Here is a 21721-nt window from a genome sequence, read left to right as displayed (position 1 = left end):
CCGCGCGGCCACCTAGGAAATTCCCGCACCCCTTCCGTAAACACACACGGTTGCTGAGGAACCGAGAGTGGTCCGCGGGCCGCGGCTACTCGGCCGCGGTCCAGTCGGCGACCAGTGCCAGCAGTCCCGGGAACCGCTGCTCCAGGTCGTCGACGCGCACCTGGCTGCGGCGCTCCAGACCGTACTGCCGCTGTCGCGTCACCCCGGCCGCCCGCAGCGCCTTGAAGTGGTGGGTGAGCGACGATTTCGGCCGGTCGATGCCGAACCATCCGCACGGATGGTCGAACCCTTCGGACTCCAGCAGCAGCTTCCGCACGATGAACAGCCGCAGCGGGTCGCTCAGCGCGCCCAGCACGGTTTCCAGCCGCAGCTCCTCGACCGCGGGCTCCGGCAGGGGAGCCGGTAGCCCGTCGGGTTCGGTGTACCTGCGGAACCGCTGCCACGTCATCGTCGCCATCGACGCATCCCTCCTCGGATTCTCTGTACGAGTTTGATCGTACTTGATGCTAAGTTCGACTCCATTCGAACTAGTTCGATTCTATTCGTACTAAGAGAACTGGAGGTGGTCGTCCTGTCCACGACCCTGCGCAAGTCCCCGCGACATCCAGACGCGGAACCGGAAGCCCTCGGCGCGGATGATGTCGGCGCGGATGATGTCGCCACGCGCTGGATCTGGCTGGCCGCGTGGCCGGTCGTCGCCGTCTTCGTGCTGTCCAACGCGGCCACGCCCCTGTACGTGCTGTGGCAGCGTGATCTCGGCTTCTCGCGCGGCACCATGACGGTGATCTTCGCCTGCTATATCGCCGGTCTGCTCGGCTCCCTGCTGGTCTCCGGCGTCGCCTCCGACCGGATCGGACGGCGGCCGGTACTGGTGCCCGCGCTGCTGCTCGCCCTTACCGCCTGCCTCATGTTCGCCACCGCGTCGACGGTCGCGGCGCTCATGATCGCCCGGCTGCTCACCGGCATCGCCGTGGGTGCGGCCGTCTCCGCGGGGATGGCCGCCGTCACCGACATCGCCGGGCCCGGGCGCACCCGGCTCGCGGCCCTGCTGGCGTCCACCGCCATGGTGTTCGGTGCGGGACTCGGCCCGCTGCTCGCCGGTGTGCTCTCCGAAACGCTGCCCGCACCGACCGTGACCGTTTTCGCGGTCGAGGCCGCCCTGCTGGCCACCGCCCTGCTGGTGGTCGCCCGCATGCCCCTGGTCCGGACGCCGGCCGGCGATTCGAGCGCGACCCACACGGATGCTGTCACCGTGCGCGCTCCTGGTAAGAGTGCTACCACCGTGGACGCTGGTCGAGGTAGTGCCGCTGGTGGGCGATCGAAGGCGAGCACGTGGATGCGCGTGCCCCGGGTGCCGCGCGGGCACGGACGGCAGCTCGGACTCGGCATCGCCGTCTTCGCGCCCGGTATCACCGCGACCTCGTTCGTCCTGTCCCTCGGCCCCGCGCTGCTGTCGGATCTGCTGGGTACGACGAGCCGGATCGTCTCCGGCGCAGTGGCTTTCGCCATGTTCCTGACCGCCACCGGGGTGCAGTTCGCGGTCCGGGCGCTGCCGCGGCGGCGCATCATGCTCATGGCCGCGACGGGCACCGTGTGCGCCATGGTCGCGCTCGCCCTCGCCGTGCACCTGATGTCGGTGGTCGCTCTGCTGGCCGCGGCGTTGTGCGCGGGCGCGGGGCAGGGGCTCGGGCAGCTCGGCGGTCTCTCACTGCTCAATGCCGCCATCGCGCCACGACGGCTCGCCGAGGCCAATGCGGCCCTCAATGTCGGCGGCTATCTCCCGGCGGGTCTGCTGCCCGTCAGCGCGGGCTATCTCAGCGACGCACTCGGACTCGCCGCGGGGGCAACCGTCTTCGCCGCCGTGGTGCTGGTCTGCGCCGCGTCGGGTGGCGTGTTCGTCGCGCGGGCGGGTACCGACTGAATCCGCCGGAGCCACGCGGTGTCGCTCACCGCGTGGCTCCGATCCGGGGCCGGTCACGGCCGTTCAGTACTTGACGTCCTCCGGGTAGCGCTGGCGGGTGCCCGGGCGGCGCAGGCGCAGGCGGGCCGAGGAGACGCGGCCGATGGGGCGGGTGCGGCGCTGGGCCTTGCGCTGGGCGCGGCGCTCGGCGGGCTTGTGGTGCCAGGTCTCCGGGCGGGCGGCCACCCAGCGGGCCGAACGCACCGCGAAGGGGATGTGCGCGAGGTAGATGGCGACCAGGCCCATCATCAGGATGAGCGGGTAGGTGACCAGCAGGGCGGCGGCCAGGGCAACCAGCACCAGCAGGATCGGCGCGGTGCGCGGGGCGACCGACACCGATTTGATCGCCAGCGTCGGCAGCGTGCTCACGCACAGCAGGCCGGTGATGACCGTCCACACCGCCACCGCCGGGAAACTCACCCACCAGCCGTCGCCGAACTGCTCCGCCAGCGCGATGGGCAGCAGCACGATCAGCGCGCCGGCGGGTGCGGGCACGCCCGTGAAGTACTCCCGCTGCCAGTCCGGGCGATTGTCGTCGTCCATCAGCGTGTTGAACCGGGCCAGCCGCAGCACCATGCACACCGCGAACATGAGCGCCAGAATCCAGCCCACGCTGTCGGCGTGCAGGAAGGTCACGTACAGCACCAGCGCGGGCGCGACGCCGAAGGCGATGGCGTCGGACAGCGAATCCAGTTCCGCGCCCATCTTGGTGGTGGCGTCCAGCATGCGGGCGATGCGGCCGTCCAGCATGTCGAAGATGGCGGCCGCGCCGACCAGGGCCAGCGCGATGCCGAGCTTGCCCTCGATGCCGAACTTCACCGCCGACAGACCCGAGCACAGGCCGAGAATGGTGACCATCGACGGCAGCAGCCGGATGGTGCGGCGGCGGCGGTCCTTCTCGGGCGCGGGCGCGAGCTGCTCCATCACGAATCCAGTTCGGCCAGCACCGTTTCCGCACCGATGGTGCGTTGGCCCGGGGTGACCAGCGGGCGCGTCCCGGCGGGGAAGTAGGTGTCCACGCGGGAGCCGAAGCGGATCAGTCCGTAGGTGTCGCCGATATTCAGCTTGTCGCCGACCCGGGCTTCGCACACGATGCGCCGCGCCAGCAGTCCGGCGATCTGCACGACCACGATCCGCTGACCGTTCTCGGTCTCGAGCACCATGGAGTTGCGCTCGTTCGCGTCGCTGGCCTCGGGCAGGTCGGCGGAGCGGAATTCACCCTTCTTGTAGGCGATCTCGGTGACCACGCCGCTCACCGGCACCCGCTGCACATGCACGTCGAGCACCGACAGGAAGATGCTCACCCGCGGCAGCGGCGCATCGCCGAGCCCCAGTTCGGCGGGCGGAACCGCGGTGTCGACCAGTGCGACCTCACCGTCGGCGGGGGCGACGACCACCCCGGCCCGATTCGGCGGCACCCGGTGCGGATGGCGGAAGAAGGTGGCGCAGGCCGCGGCGGCCGCGAGCCCCGTGCGACGCACCCACTTCTTGCGGTATCCGAGCGCGGCCACCGCCAGCGGGGCCGCCACGAACGGCAGTCCGGCGGGGTGCAGCGGCGGGATCGCATTGCGCACCAGGTCGGCCACGTGGGCGAGGCCGGTGCTCTCGGGGGTGCCGGGCGGGGTGGGACGGCGGGCCACAAGCTCCTCTTTCATGCGTGGATGGGGGCGGTCAGGGACCGCGCTCACACCTTACGGGAACCTGGCACACCACTCGTGTCCTCGGGCGAGTACCGGCCGGAAAACGCGTGCCGGACCGTGACGGGCGCACCGGTTTCGGGCACACGCGCGGGATCGAGCACACGGCAGAGCACCGGTGCGGCCCGAGGCCGCCCGGTGCCCTGTGATCCGGACCTCAGACTCCGGCGCGGCGGCTGGTCACCATGTTCACCAGCCAGAGTAGGAGGACCGCGCCGCCGAGGCAGGTGAGGAAGCTGAAGATCAGCCCACCGCCCTCGACGTCCACTCCGAAGAGCTTGAGTATGAAGCCGCCGAGCAGGCCGCCGATCACGCCTACGACGATATTGAGCAGAATGCCCTGTTGAGCATCGGTTTTCATGATCTTGCTGGCGATCCATCCGGCGATGCCGCCGATAATGATCCAACCGATGATGCCAAGGCCGAGCATGCTGTCCTCCCTTGTCCGAGGAACGGTGTGAGCCCCGCCGTATCCGACGAGACTCACTTGGCAATACCCCTTGTTTGTGAGAATACGCACTCGCGGAGGACTATGTTCCGATTAATATGAGGAAGCCTCATGTCTACGGCGTCGTGTAGGCCATGACCGTGGGGGACCGGATGAAGGACAGCTCGACGCGCAGTGCAAAGGGGAAAAATATGGCGGCTCGACTGGCCTCGATTCGAGGGGCAGAGCACACCGCGATCCTTGGGCTCGGCGTCTACCGCCCGACCCGGGTCGTCACCAACGACGAGGTCGCGGGACCGATCGATTCCAGTGACGAATGGATTCGAACTCGCTCGGGCATCAAGACCCGCCGCTTCGCCGGGGACGACGAGACCGTCAAGAGCATGAGCGTGGCGGCCGGACGCGATGCCATCGAGGCCGCCGAGATCGAGCCCGCCGAGATCGACTGCGTCATCGTCGCTACCTCCACCTGGCTGCTGCTCACCCCGGCCGCCGCCCCGCAGGTCGCCACCGAACTCGGCATCACCGGGGCCGCCGCCTTCGATGTCTCCGCCGGATGCGCCGGCTTCTGCCACGCGCTCGCCATGGCATCGGATCTGGTCAAGGGCGGCACCGCGCGGCACGTCCTGGTGGTCGGCGTCGAGAAACTCACCGACACCATCAACCCCAAGGACCGGGGCACCGCCTTCCTGTTCGCCGACGGCGCGGGCGCGGTGGTGGTCGGTCCGTCCGAAGAACCCGGTATCGCGCCCACGATCTGGGGTTCGGACGGCACCCAGCACCATGCCATCCGGCAGGACAAGGACTGGATCGAATTCTTCCGCGAGATCGACGAACAGGGCACCGACGCGGTGCGCCCGTACCTCGCCATGGAGGGCACGGCGGTATTCCGCTGGGCCGCGCACTCGCTGGAGAAGGTGTGCCGCGATGCCGTGGAGGTCGCCGGTATCGAGATGGGCGACCTGGACGCCATGATCCCGCACCAGGCCAACGGCCGGATCATCGAGATCATGGCGCGGGTGCTGAAGCTGCCGGAGAGCTGCGCGCTGGCCAATGACATCGAGGAGACCGGCAATACCTCGGCCGCCTCGATCCCGCTGGCCATGGAACAACTGTTGCGCAACGGCGACGCCAAGCCCGGCGGCACCGCCCTGCTCATCGCCTTCGGCGCGGGCCTGTCCTATGCCGCCCAGGTCGTGACGCTGCCCAACTGGAAGTAGGTGCGTTCGGCGGATCCGGCCTACTTCAGGTTCCAGGTGACGTTCACGGTGAACGTCACCGTCTGCTGTCCCGGCTCGAGGCTGAATTCCGGCGACGCCGCGTCCGCCCGCATCGGTCCCGGCGGGTAGTTGCCGCTGCTGTTCTCGGTGATCGTCTCGACGTCACCGAGTTTCAGCCCGGCCAGGTCCGCGTACTGCTGGGCGCGGGATTTGGCGTCGGCGAAGGCGCGGGCTCGGGCGTCCTCGAGCAGCTTGGTATTGTCGGAGAGATCGAACGACACATTGCTGATACGGGTGTCGTTGCCTCCGGCCTCGACCGCGGCGTCGAGCACCGCCGACGCCTTGTCCAGGTCGCGCACCACGACGTGTACGGAGTTGGTGGCGCGGTAGCCGGTGATGGTGCGTCCCTCGGAGTTGTACTCCGGCTGCACCGACAGCTCGCTGGTCTGGATGTCCTCGCGGGCCACCCCGGCCTCCACCATGGCGTCCGTCATGGCCTTCGCCTTGGCGTTCACGCCGTCCACGGCGGCGGAGACGTCGCCCGCCTTCACCTGCGCGCCGAGATCGGCGTTCAATACGTCGGGCGCGCCTCGAACCTGCCCGGTGCCCACGACGGATACGTCGCGGTCGTTGTCTGATCCCGAGCTGCCGCAGCCGGTGAGCAGCAGCGCGACGCCGGTGGCCGCGGCGCAGATGACAGTCATTCGTCGCATAGCAGCGAACCTACGCACCGCGCCGCCGCCGCGCCGGGAGAAACGCGAGTCCCGGCGCTCGGCGGCGCCGCGAAACTCAGCGCTCGATGCTGTTCTTGATCTTGCCCAGGGTCTCGTTCATCCCGCGCACCAGCGCCTCCTCGAAGGGCTGCTCACCGCCCATGGCGGCATTGATGGAGGTGCGGGAGAACCAGGTGGTGCCGTTGGGGCAGTCGCGCCGCTGGACGAGCCGGGTGCCGGTGTCGGTCGGCTCCAGGGTGAAGCTCCAGATGGTGCGGTTCTCGTTGACCTTGAAGGCGATGGCGCGATTGGGCTCGTAGCGGACCACCCGCGAGGTGGTGGGCCAGAACTTGTTGCCGTCCCGATTGATATTGATGGTCCAGGTGCCGGTCTTGACCGCGCCGATCGGCTGCATCCGCACGCACTGCGGGCTGAACTCCGGCATCCGCTTCAGATCCGAGACGACGGCCCAGACCTGGTCCGGCGCCGCGGCGATGTCGATGGTGGCTTCGAGATTCTTCGGCAACGCTGCCTCCGGGAGATGTGACGAGGGGTATCAGCAATCCTAGAACCCGGTGCTGTGGCGAACGCAATCGAACAGGTGGCCGAACACTGAAAATCAACTAGATCACATTCCGGTGCGGTGGCGGCGAGTGCCGTAATAAGCGGCGCACAATGTCCTATAGACGAAGCAAGACACTGCCTCCAGCTTCCCGAACGAAACGTGAGGTGATCGGCCGTGAATCTGCGCTCGCTCATACATCGCAAGCAGGCACACAAGGGGGTCCCCCTGCTTCCCAACCCCGACGACGAACAAGCGCGATCCACGTCTACGCCCAGGTCCAAGCCGCCGAACGAGGAGCGCTTGGAACGATTGCTCACCCAGTCCGAGCTCGATCTGGTTCACCAGCACCGGATTTGAGCCGGTGGCGAACAACTCGGCCGCATTTGACCTCGCCATCCATACTCGTTAGGTGACCTCACCTGCTGCCGTGAAACCGGCCATTCTCAGCGTGGACGACGATCCCGGCGTCTCTCGCGCGGTGGTTCGCGATCTGCGCCGCCGCTACGGTGCGGAGTATCGAATCCTGCGGGCGGAGTCGGGTGCGGCCGCGCTCGACGCGCTGCGGGAAATGAAGTTGCGCGGCCAGCCGGTCGCCGTGCTCATCGCCGACTACCGCATGCCCGGTATGGACGGCATCGAATTCCTCGAGCAGGCCATGGACCTGCACCCGCACGCCCGGCGCGTGCTGCTCACCGCCTACGCCGACACCAATGCCGCTATCGAGGCCATCAATGTGGTCGATCTCGATCACTACCTGCTCAAACCCTGGGATCCCCCGGAGGAGAAGCTCTACCCGGTGATCGACGCGCTGCTGGAAGCGTGGCGCGGCGATATCCACCGCCCGGTCACCGAGACCAAGGTGGTCGGCCACCGTTGGTCGGCACGCTGTTCCCAGGTGCGCGAGTTCCTGGCGCGCAATCAGTTGCCCTATCGCTGGTATCTGGCCGACGAACCGGAGGGGTCGCGCCTGCTGGTGGCGGCCGGGGCCACCGAGGACCAGTGCCCGGTCGTCATCAATCCGGCCGGTGAGGCGCTGCTGGAACCGAGCGATGCGCAGTTGGCGGCCAGCGTGGGCTTGAACACCGACCCGTCCGGCGAGTTCTACGACCTCATCGTGGTGGGCGGCGGCCCGGCCGGTCTCGGCGCGGCCGTGTACGGCGCGTCCGAGGGCCTGCGCACGGTGCTGGTGGAGCGCACCGCCACCGGCGGCCAGGCCGGGCAGAGCTCCCGCATCGAGAACTATCTGGGCTTCCCGGACGGACTCTCGGGCGCGCAGCTGGCCGATCGGGCGCGACGGCAGGCCGTCAAATTCGGCGCCGAACTGGTGACCGCCCGCGAGGTCCACTCCCTGGAGGCCTGCGGTTCGGCGCGCGTGGTGAAATTCGCCGACGGCGGGCAGATCGCCGGGCACGCGGTGCTCATCGCCACGGGCGTGAACTACCGGCACCATCCGGCCCCCGGTGTGGACGATTTCACCGGCCGCGGCGTCTACTACGGTTCGGCCATGACCGAGGCGGCCGACTGCGCCGAACGGGACGTCTACATCGTGGGCGGCGCGAACTCGGCGGGCCAGGCGGCGGTGTTCCTGTCGCGCAACGCCCGCACGGTGCACATCCTGGTGCGGGCGGCGTCGCTGGAGGCATCCATGTCGCACTACCTGATCCAGCAGATCGAGCAGATCCCGAATATCAAGGTGCACACCCGCACCGAGGTGGTGTCCGCCGACGGCGACGATCATCTGGAACGGATCGTGCTGCGCGACAACACGACCGGGGCGGAGGAGAAGGTCGACGCCGAACGGCTGTTCCTGTTCATCGGCGCAGCACCGGAAACCGATTGGCTCGACGGCACCGTCACCCGTGACGCCGCCGGCTACGTGGTGGCCGGACCCGACCTGATGGTGGATGGTGAACGGCCCGCGGGATGGGAGCTACCCCGTCCCCCAGGGCATTTGGAGACCAGCGTGCCCGGGGTGTTCGTGGCCGGTGACGTGCGGTCGGAATCGGCGAAGCGGGTGGCCTCGGCGGTGGGCGAGGGCGCGATGGCCGTCATGCTGGTCCACCGCTACCTGGCGAAGCAGTAGGAGGCCGCGATGGGTGACCGATTGATCTGCGACCCCGCGGAATTGAAGGAACTGTTCCTCTTCGAGAAACTCGACGACGAACAGCTGGCGTGGCTGTGCCGCGACGGCCGGGTGGAGCGCTTCGAACCGGGATTGGTGTTCCGCGAGGGCGACCCGGCCACCTGCTTCTACGTCCTCATGGAGGGCGAGGTCGTGCTGACCAAGATGTCGGGCGGCGAGGAGATCGAGCTGGTGCGCACCGACCATCACGGCTCCTACGCGGGCGCGTGGACGGCGTACATGGGCGACAAGGTCGACCAGAACTACACCGGCTCCTTCTACGTCACCCGCCCGTCCACCTTCTTCGTCCTGGACGCGGGCACCTTCGCCCGCATGGTCCAGACCTGGTTCCCGATGGCGCTGCATCTGCTCGAGGGCGTGTTCTTCGGCAACCGCAACGCCAATGAGCGGGTGGGGCAGCGGGAGCGGCTGCTCGCCCTCGGCTCGCTGTCGGCGGGGCTGACCCACGAGCTGAACAACCCCGCCGCGGCGGCCGTCCGCGCCACCTCCTCGCTGCGGGAGCGAGTGGCGGGCATGCGGCACAAGTTGAAGATGATGGCGCACGGCACATTCGACTCCAGGACGCTCGAATCCCTGGTGCAGTTGCAGGAGGAGGCAGCGGCGCAGGTCGGCAAGGCTCCCACGCTGACGCCGCTGGAGGCCGCCGACCGCGAGGACGAACTCGGGGACTGGCTGCAAGACCACGGCATCGGCAACGGCTGGGAGATCGCCCCCACCTTCGTCCAGGCCGGATTCGATATCGACTGGCTGGAGAAGGTGCACGGCACCCTGACCGAATGCTCCGACGGCGTGTTCGAGGGCGCGATCCGCTGGCTCAACTACACGGTCGAGACCGAACTGCTCATGAACGAGATCGCCGATTCCACCACGCGCATCTCGTCGCTGGTGAACGCCGCCAAACAGTATTCGCAGATGGACCGCGCCCCGTTCCAGGTGGTGGACATCCACGAACTGCTCGACAGCACGCTGGTCATGCTGGGGCGCAAGATCGGCGACGACATCGAGGTGGTCAAGGAGTACGACCACACCCTGCCGTCGGTGCCCTGCTACGCCGCCGAACTGAATCAGGTGTGGACCAACCTGATCGACAACGCCATCGCCGCCATGCAGGGGCGGGGCACGCTCACGGTGCGCACCTATCGCGAGAACGATTGCGCCGTAGTGGAAATCGGTGACACGGGGCCGGGCGTGCCGGATGAGATCAGGCACCGGATCTTCGAGCCGTTCTTCACCACCAAACCGGTCGGCGAGGGCACCGGCCTGGGCTTGGACATCTCCTTCCGCATCGTGGTGAACAAGCACGGCGGCGATATCCGCGTCGTATCCGAACCCGGCGACACCCGTTTCATCGTCCGACTGCCGCTGACGTCGCCCGCGGGCGCGGAGGTCGCCGCGGCACAAACCGAAACCGGAGGTGAGTGATGTCGGAACAGATCCAGGGCATCGATCCCGCGGTGGCCCCCAGCGGCCCCGGCTGCGTGGAATGCGATGCGGCACAGGGGTGGTGGGTGCATCTGCGCCGCTGCGCCCAGTGCGGCCACGTCGGCTGCTGCGACAGTTCGCCGTCGCGGCACGCCACCGCGCACTACCGGTCGACCGGCCACCCGTTCGTGCAGAGTTACGAACCGGGCGAGGACTGGTACTGGAACTACGCCACCGGTGAGATGTACGGCGAGGGACCGGAACTGGCCGCGCCGACCCACCATCCGGCCGATCAGCCGGTGCCCGGTCCCCGCGATCGGGTGCCCGCGGACTGGCGGAGCCGGTTGAACTGAGCGGTGACGTGCGCTGAGGAGTCTCCCGCTCGCGGCCTCGGCGGGCGGGACCGCGAGTCACGAGAGCCCGACGACGGCGTCCGGCGGGGTGACAGGCGGTCCCCGGGGGGTGCCCGCGGAATTCGTATCCGAGCGGCGAGCGGGAGTCCTTTCCTCACCAGCAGCAATGAGCCGGTTTCACAAACGTAGATCGACGGCGCGAACGATAATCGACCGTGCGTGCCCACTATTGGGCCCACAGTGCACGATCGGCCGGTGGCGGTACGACCGCCACGCTCGTTCGCGGAGGTTCACCGTGGTAGTGCTGCTCGACACCGACGGCGTGGAGCCGGATCAGCGGGTGGAGAGAGCGAGGGAGACGGTGCGGGCCATCGCCGGTCCACAGCACGTCCTGCCCGAGCAGGTCGACGGACCGATGTCGGCGTATCTGGAGGCATGGGAGTTGGGTGGGATCGGGCTGTATCGGGCGCGCAGTTCGGCGCTGCGGCTGGTGCGCACCGAGCGGCACGTCCGCCGTGAGCCGAGCCCGGCGCTGGGATTCGTGGTGGGGCAGGCCGCCGTCGAACGTCGCTGCGGGGCGACGACAGCCGTGATCCCCGAGGGTGGACTGTGCCTGGTCGACCTGAACGCCCCCTACGAACTCGCCTGGCGGGAGCGCGGACTGACGGCCCTGCTGCTGCCGCTGGATGCGCTGGCGCTGCCGCTGGAGGTGATCCGCGGCGCCATGCACCGGGCTCCCGCCAGTCCGCTCTACCCGCTGGTCTGCGGGCACACCATGATGCTGGCGGCCTCCGCCGAAGCACTCGCCGCCGATGTGGCTGCCCGGGAAACCGCCAGCGCGACAGTGGAGTTGGCCCGCGCACTGCTGACCTCGGCCGCCGGTGTCACCGCCGGTGACGGGGGTGCGGTACCGGCGGCGCTCCTGCTCGGCCGCATTCGCGAATACGTGCGAGCCCATCTCGCCGATCCGCTGTTGGGTGCGGAATCCATTGCCCGGGCGCACAGCGTCTCGGTGCGTTACCTGTACAAACTCTGTGCCGGAGCGGATCTCAGCCTGGAGCAGTGGATCATCGCGGAGCGGTTGGAGCGGGTGCGCGCGGACCTCGCGCGACCCGAGTGCGAGCACCGGTCGATCGGCCTTGTCGCGAGTGCGTGGGGCTTCCGGGACGCCTCGCATTTCGCGCGCCGGTTCCGCGCGGCCTACGGTATGACGCCCAGGGAGTGGCGGCGGTCGGCGGCACGCTCCTGTTCGCCGCCCGATGGCCGGTGACCTGTAGCGACCGACCTGTTCGCCGGTCGCCTCCCGGGCGGAGCGTCCACCCGGTACGCTGCTGCGAGCGCCGGGCAGGTCCGGCGTCGGTGAACTGCACTCGGAGAGCTCGGAAAGCACGGTATGAAGCGAATGTCGGTTGTCGCCTGCGTGTTCGGCGCGCTGGCGCTGGGACTATCCGGCTGCGGGTCGGATGAATCGAGTGATGTGAGCGGACTCGGCCAGGCGGCGACGTCCACCACGACCGCGGTCGAGACGACCGCACCCGCCACCACCACCTCCTTCACCTACGTGGAACCGCCCGCGACCGCGCCCACCGCCCCGGCCAGCGCCAAACAGACCACCGCCGACGGCGCCGACACCACCTGCGGCCAGTTCCGCGACCTCACCGACGACACCCAGAAACAGGTCATCGACCAGGTCCTCGCCGCCCATCCCGGCTCCCAGCTGGAGGGCAGTCCCAACGTGGCCCTCGGCACCGCCAAACTCGCCTGCCTCGCCAGCTCCTACACCGACACCCCCGTCGCCGTGGCAATCCGCGTCACTGCCGCCGAGTAGCGGCCACGCGCAGCTGAGCGCCCTGCGGTGCTCGGCCACGCGTAATGTCCGGATGCGACCGGTGACGTGAGGGTGGGTGGTCGAATGGACGCCGATGGGCTGGCGGAGTTCGAGCGGCAGCGCGGGCGGCTGTTCGCGCTGGCGTACCGCATGCTGGGGTCGGCGAGTGAGGCCGAGGACGCGGTGCAGGAGACGTATCTGCGCTGGGATGCCGCCGACCGCGCGGACATCCGCGCCGCCGAAGCCTGGCTCACCACCGTGGTGGTGAATCTGTGCCGCACCTGGCTGGATTCGGCGCGGGCCCGTCGCGAGACCTATGTGGGCCCGTGGATTCCCGAGCCGGTGCGCACCGGGGCCGGGGAGCTCGGTCCGCTGGAGTCGGCGGAGCAGCGCGAGCTGGTGTCGCTGGCCTTCCTCACCATGCTGGAGCGGCTGACGCCCGCCGAACGCGCGGTCTTCGTGCTGCGCGAGGCGTTCGGCTACCCGCACCGCGAGATCGCCGCGATGCTGGAGCTCACCGAAGCCAACTCGCAGCAGCTCTACCGGCGCGCCGCGCAGCGGGTGCGGGAGCGGCGGCCGCGGTTCGCCGCCGCCCCCGAGCAGGCGCGAGAGTTGCTGTCCCGTTTCCTCGCGGCGGCCCGTTCCGGTGATGTGGCCGCACTGGAGAGCCTGTTCGCCGCCGATATCGTGTCGGTTGCCGACGGCGGCGGCAAGGTCAGCGCCGCCCGCCGACCGATCGTGGGCGCACAGCGGGTGGCCCGCTACCTCCTCGGCCTGATGGCCCACGACATCGAGGGCCTGGAGATCGGTGTCGAAGAGGTCAACGGCGCTCCGGCCGTGGTGGTCCGGGCCGCGGGGGCGGTGCTGGTGGTGATCGGCGTCGACGTGGCCGACGACCGGGTCCACGCCCTGCGCCTGGTGCTGAACCCCGACAAGCTGGCGCACTTCGCGGGCGCGGTGGCACCCTGATCCGCTGCCCGTGACGCGGCACACAGTCGCGATCTGTCAGGGATCGCGCCGCTGTCCGGTCTGGAGGGTGTCGGCACGTCGAAAAGGAGTCACGCTCATGACCGGAGCACATCGAATCGTCATCCTCGGCGCGGGTTACGCGGGCCTGGCAGCGGCGAAGCGGGCGGCACGAATCCGCGGCGCCCGGATCACCGTGATCGACCCCCGCACCGAATTCGTCGAACGCGTTCGCCTGCATCAACTGCTGGCGGGCCAGGCGGTGCCGCGCTGGGAGCTGCGGGAACGGCTGGAGCGCAAGGGCATCGAATTCCTGCGGGCCCGCGCCACGGCCATCGACACCGAGGCTCGGACGGTGCGCACGGATACCGGCGCGGAGATCGCCTACGACTCCCTGATCTACGCCCTCGGCAGCATCGCCGATACCCGCACCGTGCCCGGTGTCGCCGAGTACGCCCACACCGTGGCGACACCCGAGGACACCGCCCGCATTCCCGCGCTCACCGGCCGGGTCGCCGTGGTGGGCGGCGGTTCCACCGGTATCGAGGTGGCCGCCGAACTGGCCGAGGCGAATCCGGATCTCGATCTCACGCTGGTGTCGGCCGAGGAGCCCGCCGCCTGGCTCTCCGACCGCGCCCGGTCTCATGTGGCGGCGTCCCTGAACCGGCTCGGCGTCCGGGTCCGTTCCGGCGTCAAGGTCGTCGAGGTCACCGGCAGCGGCCTGGAATTGGCCGACGGCGAGCACCTCGATGCCGAAACCGTGCTGTGGACAACCGGCTTCGCGGTCCCCGACCTGGCCGCCGCCTCCGGTCTGGCCGTCGACCCCCGCGGCCGCGTCCTGACCGACGCCACCCTGCGCTCCCGCTCCCACCCGGCCGTCTACGCCGCGGGCGACGCCGCCGTCATCGCGGGCCCCGCCGACCGCGACCTCCGCATGGCCTGCGCCACCGCCCTCCCCACCGGCAAACACGCCGCCACCTCGATCGCGGCCACCATCGCCGGAAACACCCCCGTCCCCTTGACCTTCCGCTACCAGCTCCAATGCCTGAGCCTCGGCCGCCGCGACGGTCTCATCCAATTCCTCGAATCCGACGACACTCCCACCCGCCGCGTCCTCACCGGCCGCCCCGCCGCCCGCGTCAAGGAGTTCATCGTCCGCTTCGCGGCGTCCGCCGCACGTCCGTAATCGGTTGCGCCCCATTCCCGCTCGATTCGAAACCGGGAGCCGTCCGGTGGCGGCCGGCGAACCCTTCGTACCGGGCGGCGCACAGTTCGTGCGGTCGCGGCCGGTGTGTTCGCCCGCGATGAAATCGTCAACTAGCGGTTGACTTCACGGACTGAGTCAACCTACCGTTGACGCATGACGCACTCGCTCCGCCTCGACGACCTGATCGACGGCATCAAGAAGGCCCGCCCCGACAATGTGCTGGAACAGCTCTCCGACGCGGTCGTCGTCGGCGGGCATCTCGACGAACTCGCCGACCACCTGATCGGCCATTTCGTGGATCAGGCGCGCCGCTCCGGCGCGTCCTGGACCGATATCGGCGCCAGTATGGGCGTCACCAAGCAGGCCGCGCAGAAACGCTTCGTCCCCAAGGCTCCCGGCGACCCGGCCGACGCCGCGACCATGGACCCCAATGCGGGTTTCGCCAAGTTCACCCCGCGCGCCCGCGCCGTGGTGGTGGCCGCGCAGGAGGAGGCCCGCACCCGCGGCAATGCCGAGATCACCACCGCGCACCTGCTGCTCGGTCTGCTCAGCGAACCGGACGGGCTCGCGGTGCAGGCGATCGTCGCCAAGGGCGTCTCGGCGGACGCCGTGCGCCGGGTGGCCGAGGGGGCCGTGCCGGAGCCGTCGGACGCGGACATGCCCGCGCTGGTGCCCTTCGACGCGCAGGCCAAGAAGTCGCTCGAGCTCACCTTCCGGCAGGCGCTGCGCATGGGCCACAACTACATCGGCACCGAACACATCCTGTTGGCGATGCTGGAGCTGGAGGACGGGTCGGGTCCGCTGTCCGGCCTGGGCCTGGACAAGGAATCGATCGAAGCGGATGTCACCGCCCTGCTCGAATCGGTCATGGCGGCGAAGAAGAAATAGGTGCCGACCAGGTTCGTCGGCGGGCCGGGTAGGCTTGCCGACGGGCCGTGACTGGCGCGCTGGGATGGGAACGACCATCGGGGAGCGGCCTGTGAACGAAGTGCCGTGCGCCTGGGCCACGGTGACCGTTCCCACCCGACCCCCGGAGGCCCGCATGACCCAGCAGCCCCTGTCCTCGGAATCCCTGTCGCGGGAGTCCACCGCGTACCGCGCCGCCCTCGATGTCGTGCGCGCCGTCGAGCCGCGCGTCGCCGAGGCCATCGGCCAGGAACTGCACGACCAGCGCGAGATGCTCAAGCTCATCGCGTCGGAGAACTACGCCTCCCCGGCCACCCTGCTGGCCATGGGTAACTGGTTCAGCGACAAATACGCCGAGGGCACCGTCGGCCGCCGTTTCTACGCGGGCTGCCGCAATGTGGACACCGTCGAGTCGCTGGCCGCCGACCACGCGAAGGAACTCTTCGGCGCGCGGCACGCCTATGTGCAGCCGCATTCCGGTATCGACGCCAATCTGGTCGCCTTCTGGGCGATTCTGGCGCAGCGGGTGGAGGCCCCCACTCTGGAGCGGGTGGGTGTGCGGCAGATCAACGACCTGTCCGAGTCCGACTGGGCCGAGCTGCGCGCCGCCTTCGGCAACCAGCGCATGCTCGGCATGTCCCTGGACGCGGGCGGGCATCTCACCCACGGTTTCCGCCCGAACATCTCGGGCAAGATGTTCGAGCAGCGCTCCTACGGCACCGATCCGGCCACCGGCCTGCTCGACTACGAGGCGTTGCGCGCCACCGCCCGCGAGTTCCGGCCGCTGATCATCGTGGCGGGTTACTCCGCGTATCCGCGGCTGGTGAACTTCCGCGTCATGCGCGAGATCGCCGACGAGGTCGACGCCACGCTCATGGTCGATATGGCGCATTTCGCCGGTCTGGTCGCGGGCAAGGTGCTGACCGGAGATTTCGATCCGGTGCCGCATGCGCAGATCGTCACGACTACCACCCACAAGTCGCTGCGCGGTCCGCGCGGCGGCATGGTGCTGTGCGACGACTCGCTGCGCGATCAGGTCGACCGCGGCTGCCCGATGGTGCTGGGCGGTCCGCTGCCGCACGTCATGGCGGCCAAGGCCGTCGCGCTCGCCGAGGCCCGTCGCCCCGAGTTCCGCGACTACGCCCAGCGCATCGTCGACAACGCCCGCGCGCTGGCCGAGGGGCTCATGCGCCGCGGCGCGACCCTGGTCACCGGCGGCACCGACAATCACCTCACTCTCATCGACGTCGCCTCCTCCTACGGTCTCACCGGCCGTCAGGCCGAGGCCGCCCTGCTCGATTCGGGCATCGTCACCAACCGCAACGCCATCCCGTCCGACCCCAACGGCGCCTGGTACACCTCGGGCATCCGCATCGGCACCCCCGCCCTGACCACCCGCGGCCTGGGCGCGGCCGAGATGGACGAGATCGCCGCCCTGATCGACCGGGTCCTCACCGCCGCCGAACCCGGCACCACCGCCAAGGGCGCGCCGTCCAAGGCGCAGCACGTGCTGGAACCGAAGGTCGCCGAGGAGATCTCGCGGCGCGCCGCGGACCTGCTCGCGGGCTTCCCGCTCTACCCGAGCATCGATCTCGGCTGACCTTGCACTCGCCACCGGTGAGTGCTAAAAAGGGCTTTGGCACTCGCGACCTGTGAGTGCCAGGTCAGAACGGTGAGGCCGGGACTCACACATCCCCTGGTCGTCCGTCGCGGGCACCGAGCCTGGCCAGATCGTGTCAATCCCCTGATCTGGAGGATCTCAACGCAATGGCCAAGACAATTGCGTACGACGAAGAGGCTCGCCGGGGTCTCGAGCGGGGTCTGAACGCCCTCGCGGACGCTGTCAAGGTGACGCTGGGCCCCAAGGGCCGCAACGTCGTGCTCGAGAAGAAGTGGGGCGCCCCCACCATCACCAACGACGGTGTCTCGATCGCGAAGGAGATCGAGCTCGAGGATCCGTACGAGAAGATCGGCGCCGAGCTCGTCAAGGAAGTCGCCAAGAAGACCGACGACGTCGCGGGTGACGGCACCACCACCGCGACCGTCCTCGCCCAGGCGCTGGTGCGCGAGGGCCTGCGCAATGTCGCGGCCGGCGCGAACCCGCTGGGCCTGAAGCGCGGCATCGAGAAGGCCGTCGAGGCCGTCACCGCCAAGCTGCTCGACGTCGCCAAGGAGGTCGAGACCAAGGAGCAGATCGCCGCCACCGCCGGTATCTCGGCGGGCGACTCGTCCATCGGTGAGCTGATCGCCGAGGCCATGGACAAGGTCGGCAAGGAAGGCGTCATCACCGTCGAGGAGAGCAACACCTTCGGCCTCCAGCTGGAGCTGACCGAGGGTATGCGCTTCGACAAGGGCTACATCTCGGGCTACTTCGTCACCGACCCGGAGCGTCAGGAAGCGGTCCTCGAGGATCCGTACATCCTGCTGGTCGGCTCGAAGATCTCGACCGTCAAGGACCTGCTGCCGCTGCTGGAGAAGGTCATCCAGGCCGGCAAGCCGCTGCTGATCATCGCCGAGGACGTCGAGGGCGAGGCCCTGTCGACCCTGGTCGTGAACAAGATCCGCGGCACCTTCAAGTCCGTCGCCGTGAAGGCCCCGGGCTTCGGTGACCGCCGCAAGGCCATGCTGGCCGATATCGCCATCCTGACCGGTGGCGAGGTCATCAGCGAAGAGGTCGGCCTCTCCCTGGAGACCGCCGGTCTGGAGCTGCTGGGCCAGGCCCGCAAGGTCGTCATCACCAAGGACGAGACCACCATCGTCGAGGGCGCGGGCGACGAGGAGGCCATCAAGGGCCGCGTCGCGCAGATCCGCACCGAGATCGAGAACTCGGACTCCGACTACGACCGTGAGAAGCTGCAGGAGCGCCTGGCCAAGCTGGCCGGCGGTGTCGCGGTGATCAAGGCGGGCGCGGCCACCGAGGTCGAGCTCAAGGAGCGCAAGCACCGCATCGAGGACGCCGTCCGCAACGCGAAGGCCGCCGTCGAGGAGGGCATCGTCGCCGGTGGTGGCGTGGCCCTGCTGCAGTCGGCTCCGGCCCTGGACGGTCTGTCCCTGTCGGGTGACGAGGCCACCGGCGCGAACATCGTCCGCGTCGCGCTGTCCGCCCCGCTGAAGCAGATCGCCTTCAACGCGGGCCTGGAGCCCGGCGTCGTCGCCGAGAAGGTCTCGAACCTCCCGGCGGGCCACGGCCTGAACGCCGACTCGGGCGAGTACGTCGACCTGCTGGCCGCCGGCGTCGCCGACCCGGTCAAGGTCACCCGCTCGGCGCTGCAGAACGCGGCCTCCATCGCGGCCCTGTTCCTCACCACCGAGGCCGTCGTCGCCGACAAGCCGGAGAAGGCCGCCGCTCCCGCCGGCGACCCGACCGGTGGCATGGGTGGCATGGACTTCTGAGTCCTGCCTTCCGGCAACGGGTTTCGAACGACCGAAGGCCGATCACCCACCGGGTGGTCGGCCTTCGGGCTGTCTTCCACAGCGTGAAAGCTGGTGTCGTAACCCACGATTCACGACCCTGGCCAGAGTGGCCGACACGGTGTGCAGGGTGCGCGGGACGCCGACTCGATCTAGTGTCGTGAAGTGAGCGTTTCGCCAGTGGAACAGGAGCGAGTACCCATGGCCCTGCACGTCGTCATCGGAGCCGGACCCGTGGGATCGGCCACCGCACTGCTGCTGGCCGAGCGGGGTGACGACGTCCGCCTGCTGACCCGTGGCGGGGCGGGGCCCGAGCATGCGCGCGTCCACCGTATGCGCGTCGATGCCACCGATCCCGCCGCGCTCGCGGAGAAGTGTGCGGGAGCGGCCGCGATCTTCCAGTGTGCCGGACTTCCGTACGCCCGTTGGACCACCGGCTTCCCGCCACTCAACGACGCCGCGATCGGGGCCGCGGAATCCTCCGGCGCGGTTCTCGTCTCCATCGGAAACCTGTACGGCTACGGCGAATTCGACGGCGCGGTCACCGAATCGCACCCACTGCGGCCGAACTCGGCGAAGGGACGGCTGCGGGCCGAACTGTGGGAAGCCGCGCTGGCGGCGCATGGGGCGGGCCGCATCCGCGCCGCCGAGGTGCGCGGCTCCGACTACCTCGGCGCGGGGGCGAAGTCGACGTTCACCGAGACCGTCCTGCCCGCCGTCGTGGCGGGCCGGACGGCACTGTTCCCCGGCGACCCGGACGCCCCGCACAGCTGGACGGCCGTCGAGGACGTGGCCCGCACGGCCGTCGCGGTGGCCGATGACGAATCGGCCTGGGGACGGGCCTGGCATGTGCCCACGGCGGAACCGATGTCGGTGCGTGCGCTCGCCGAGCTGGCCGCGTCCCTCGCGGGTACCGCGCCCGCGCGTGTCCGCCGCATGCCGTCGGTGCTGCTGTGGGCCGCCGGTCTCGTCAATGCCGACGCTCGCGAGGTGCGCGAGCTGCGCTACCAGTTCGATCGACCCTTCGTACTGGACTCCACGGCCGCGACCAAGGAGTTCGGCATCGAACCGACGCCGACCGGGGAAGCGCTGCGGGCCACGCTCGACACCCGGGACGGCACCGCATAACCGCGTGGCCGGATAACACCGCTACCATGGCGACGCCACCGCCGCTGTCATGCCGGACGCCGGCACCGCGCACCGGAACCCGGCGTGCCGGATACGTCCCCGCCCCGGCAACGCGCCGGTTTCCGCATCGCGAGGTCGGGTAGATCGATGGATAGGTGGTGCGATGCCATCGCCACCTCCTTCCGCCACCGACGTACAGAGGGGTTGCCGATGTTGACGCGTTCGGATTTGTCGCAGCTCATCGAGGCCACGCCCGATCGTGGCGTCTCGATCTACCTGCCGACGCATCGGGGCGGCCGCGAGACCAGGCAGGACCCGATTCGGCTGCGTGACCTGATCGACGAGGCGCGGGAGAAACTCGTCGCCGCCGGTATGTCCGCGACGGATGCGGAGGGGTTGCTGCGCCCGGCCGCCGAGCTGCGCGACGACTACGACTTCTGGCAGCACCAGAGTGACGGATTGGCGCTGTTCCTCGATGCCGACGGACTGCGCATGTACAAGGTCCCCCTGACTTTCGACCCGCGGACCCATGTGGGTCCGGAGTTCTCGGTCAAACCGCTGCTACCGCTGTTCGCCGCGGACGGCGGATTCCACATCCTGGCCGTGACCGCGCACACGGCCCGGCTGTTCGACGCCACCCGGCACACCGTGGACGAGAACCACGATGTGGAGTTCCCCGCCGATGTCGCGGAGACGGCGGGGAAGAACGACTATCAGGGCCCGATCCAGGGCAGCCCGGCGTCACGCCCGCAGACCGGCCGACCGATCGCGGCCCGGACCCAGGTCTACGGCGAAGCGCCACCCGAATGGCGCAAAGCGGGGCTCGAGCAGTACGCGGGAGCGGTGGCCGCCACCGTCGCGCAACATATCGCCGACGACCGGTTGCCGCTGGTGCTCATCGGCGATGCCGAGCTGGCGGGTCATATCCGCAAGAACCCGAAGCTGTCCGGGCGGATCGCGGGCACGGTCGAGACGAATCCGGAAGCCCTGGACGACGGCGACCTGCACGCGCGGGCGTACGAGGTCGTCCGACCCACCTTCGAGGGCGGCCGGGACGAGGCGCTGCATCGGGCGGCCGAACTGATCGGCCAGGGCAGTCCGCGGGCGGTGACCGCCATCGGCGATGTGGTGCGCAGCGCCTATCGCGGTCGGGTCGACACCCTGCTGCTGGCGGCCGATGCGACCGTGCCGGGGTGGTACGACGTCTCCTCCGACGCGGTGCTGATGATGTCCGACCCCGCCCATCCGGACGCGGATCTGACGGAGGCCGCCGCGGTGCGCACGCTCACCGATGACGGCAGCGTCTATCTGGTCGAGTCGGAGCGCTTGGCGGGATTGCTGGAGGGCACCGAGATAACCGGACCGGTGGGGGAGAAGGCGCCGGAGTTCGCGGCGATCCTGCGCTACTGAGTGGATCGCTGTCGGACGGATGCCGCAATTAAGGCGACCGGTCGCATTAATTCGCGACTTGTTCGACCGGTTCGACGGGACAGGATGCAACAAGGCGAACGCGTGAACGCAGAATTGGGCCTCTGACCAGGCGATTTGACACTGCATTCGCAGACACGTAACTTATTCCAGGTCAGAGCGACACGGACACCGACCAGGGGCCGAGACGCCGAGCCGAAAGGTTCAGCGAAGCCCCTCGGAAACGAGGTTGTACGAGGAGCGCCTGATGATCACACTAGTTCGACCTGACCAGCGGATTTGGTTCCGTTGAGCTGGCTGAGCTAAGCTGTAAAAGTTGCCTCACT

At 69.1% G+C, this 21721-nt stretch carries 20 protein-coding genes and 1 riboswitch; of the genes, 14 read left to right on the top strand and 6 right to left on the bottom strand.

The features are described from left to right. Window positions 1-85 precede the first annotated feature (85 nt). The gene (locus ON31_RS27635; RefSeq protein ID WP_085996498.1) at window positions 86-457 is read right to left on the bottom strand and encodes an ArsR/SmtB family transcription factor; all 372 of its coding nucleotides are present in this window, start codon (window positions 455-457) and stop codon (window positions 86-88) included. Window positions 458-562: 105 nt separating this feature from the next. On the opposite strand from ON31_RS27635, the gene ON31_RS27630 reads away from it, so the two are divergent. Beyond that, window positions 563-1921, top strand: a complete 1359-nt coding sequence (locus ON31_RS27630; RefSeq protein WP_255222278.1) for an MFS transporter — start codon at window positions 563-565, stop codon at window positions 1919-1921. A 63-nt stretch (window positions 1922-1984) separates the two neighbouring features. Here the strand turns inward: ON31_RS27630 and pssA are convergent, their stop codons facing one another. The 3 genes from pssA to ON31_RS27615 all read right to left on the bottom strand — a co-directional run bounded on the left by pssA (window position 1985) and on the right by ON31_RS27615 (window position 4087). Then, window positions 1985-2884 (bottom strand): CDP-diacylglycerol--serine O-phosphatidyltransferase, encoded by a 900-nt coding sequence (gene pssA, locus ON31_RS27625; RefSeq protein ID WP_039817799.1) that lies wholly within the window; start codon window positions 2882-2884, stop codon window positions 1985-1987. Next, on the bottom strand, window positions 2884-3600 hold the full coding sequence (locus ON31_RS27620; RefSeq protein WP_039817797.1) for a phosphatidylserine decarboxylase: 717 nt from the start codon (window positions 3598-3600) through the stop codon (window positions 2884-2886). The genes pssA and ON31_RS27620 overlap by 1 nt, the downstream gene beginning before the upstream one ends. Window positions 3601-3814: 214 nt before the next feature. Beyond that, window positions 3815-4087, bottom strand: a complete 273-nt coding sequence (locus ON31_RS27615) for a GlsB/YeaQ/YmgE family stress response membrane protein (protein WP_039817796.1) — start codon at window positions 4085-4087, stop codon at window positions 3815-3817. Window positions 4088-4296: 209 nt separating this feature from the next. Here ON31_RS27615 and ON31_RS27610 point away from each other — a divergent pair, with 209 nt between their 5' ends. After that, complete coding sequence (locus ON31_RS27610) at window positions 4297-5325, top strand: beta-ketoacyl-ACP synthase III (RefSeq protein ID WP_039817795.1); 1029 nt, start codon at window positions 4297-4299, stop codon at window positions 5323-5325. A 20-nt stretch (window positions 5326-5345) separates the two neighbouring features. On the opposite strand, the gene ON31_RS27605 is transcribed toward ON31_RS27610, so the two are convergent. Further along, window positions 5346-6038 (bottom strand): SIMPL domain-containing protein, encoded by a 693-nt coding sequence (locus ON31_RS27605; protein WP_039817794.1) that lies wholly within the window; start codon window positions 6036-6038, stop codon window positions 5346-5348. Window positions 6039-6114: 76 nt separating this feature from the next. Next, window positions 6115-6564 carry an SRPBCC family protein gene (locus ON31_RS27600; protein WP_029932950.1) on the bottom strand — a complete coding sequence of 150 codons (450 nt, stop codon included), beginning with the start codon at window positions 6562-6564 and terminating at the stop codon, window positions 6115-6117. Between the two features lie 448 nt (window positions 6565-7012). Here ON31_RS27600 and ON31_RS27595 point away from each other — a divergent pair, with 448 nt between their 5' ends. From ON31_RS27595 to ON31_RS27540, 12 genes are all read left to right on the top strand, one after another. Beyond that, window positions 7013-8686 carry an NAD(P)/FAD-dependent oxidoreductase gene (locus ON31_RS27595; protein WP_081592776.1) on the top strand — a complete coding sequence of 558 codons (1674 nt, stop codon included), beginning with the start codon at window positions 7013-7015 and terminating at the stop codon, window positions 8684-8686. Between the two features lie 9 nt (window positions 8687-8695). After that, window positions 8696-10168, top strand: coding sequence for an ATP-binding protein (locus ON31_RS27590; protein ID WP_039817791.1), 1473 nt, complete (start codon window positions 8696-8698; stop codon window positions 10166-10168). Then, window positions 10168-10521: a UBP-type zinc finger domain-containing protein gene (locus ON31_RS27585; RefSeq protein WP_029932947.1), complete on the top strand. Its 354-nt coding sequence runs from the start codon at window positions 10168-10170 to the stop codon at window positions 10519-10521. Before ON31_RS27590 ends, ON31_RS27585 begins: the two co-directional genes overlap by 1 nt. A 295-nt stretch (window positions 10522-10816) precedes the next feature. Next, complete coding sequence (locus tag ON31_RS27580; protein WP_039817790.1) at window positions 10817-11791, top strand: helix-turn-helix domain-containing protein; 975 nt, start codon at window positions 10817-10819, stop codon at window positions 11789-11791. Window positions 11792-11914: 123 nt separating this feature from the next. Further along, window positions 11915-12349, top strand: coding sequence for a hypothetical protein (locus tag ON31_RS27575; protein WP_063821579.1), 435 nt, complete (start codon window positions 11915-11917; stop codon window positions 12347-12349). Window positions 12350-12433: 84 nt separating this feature from the next. Then, window positions 12434-13318: an RNA polymerase sigma-70 factor gene (locus ON31_RS27570; RefSeq protein ID WP_039817789.1), complete on the top strand. Its 885-nt coding sequence runs from the start codon at window positions 12434-12436 to the stop codon at window positions 13316-13318. A gap of 97 nt (window positions 13319-13415) precedes the next feature. After that, window positions 13416-14501, top strand: a complete 1086-nt coding sequence (locus ON31_RS27565) for an NAD(P)/FAD-dependent oxidoreductase (RefSeq protein ID WP_039817786.1) — start codon at window positions 13416-13418, stop codon at window positions 14499-14501. A 174-nt stretch (window positions 14502-14675) separates the two neighbouring features. Further along, window positions 14676-15410 carry a Clp protease N-terminal domain-containing protein gene (locus tag ON31_RS27560; protein WP_039817784.1) on the top strand — a complete coding sequence of 245 codons (735 nt, stop codon included), beginning with the start codon at window positions 14676-14678 and terminating at the stop codon, window positions 15408-15410. 37 nt (window positions 15411-15447) lie between these two features. After that, window positions 15448-15534: riboswitch (ZMP/ZTP riboswitch) on the top strand. Between the two features lie 30 nt (window positions 15535-15564). Next, entirely contained in the window at window positions 15565-17028 is a 1464-nt protein-coding gene (locus ON31_RS27555; RefSeq protein WP_039817812.1) for a glycine hydroxymethyltransferase, read from the top strand. Window positions 17029-17195: 167 nt separating this feature from the next. Next, window positions 17196-18821, top strand: a complete 1626-nt coding sequence (gene groL, locus ON31_RS27550) for a chaperonin GroEL (RefSeq protein ID WP_029932939.1) — start codon at window positions 17196-17198, stop codon at window positions 18819-18821. 183 nt (window positions 18822-19004) lie between these two features. Further along, window positions 19005-19967, top strand: coding sequence for an NAD-dependent epimerase/dehydratase family protein (locus ON31_RS27545; protein ID WP_255222277.1), 963 nt, complete (start codon window positions 19005-19007; stop codon window positions 19965-19967). A 210-nt stretch (window positions 19968-20177) separates the two neighbouring features. Next, a complete protein-coding gene (locus ON31_RS27540; RefSeq protein WP_039817779.1) occupies window positions 20178-21377 on the top strand; it encodes a baeRF3 domain-containing protein in 1200 nt (399 codons plus the stop codon). The last annotated feature ends 344 nt before the right edge of the window (window positions 21378-21721 follow it).

The organism is Nocardia otitidiscaviarum NBRC 14405 (assembly GCF_000308635.1).
Classification (GTDB): domain Bacteria; phylum Actinomycetota; class Actinomycetes; order Mycobacteriales; family Mycobacteriaceae; genus Nocardia; species Nocardia otitidiscaviarum.
This window is presented reverse-complemented; position numbering and strand designations above follow the sequence as displayed.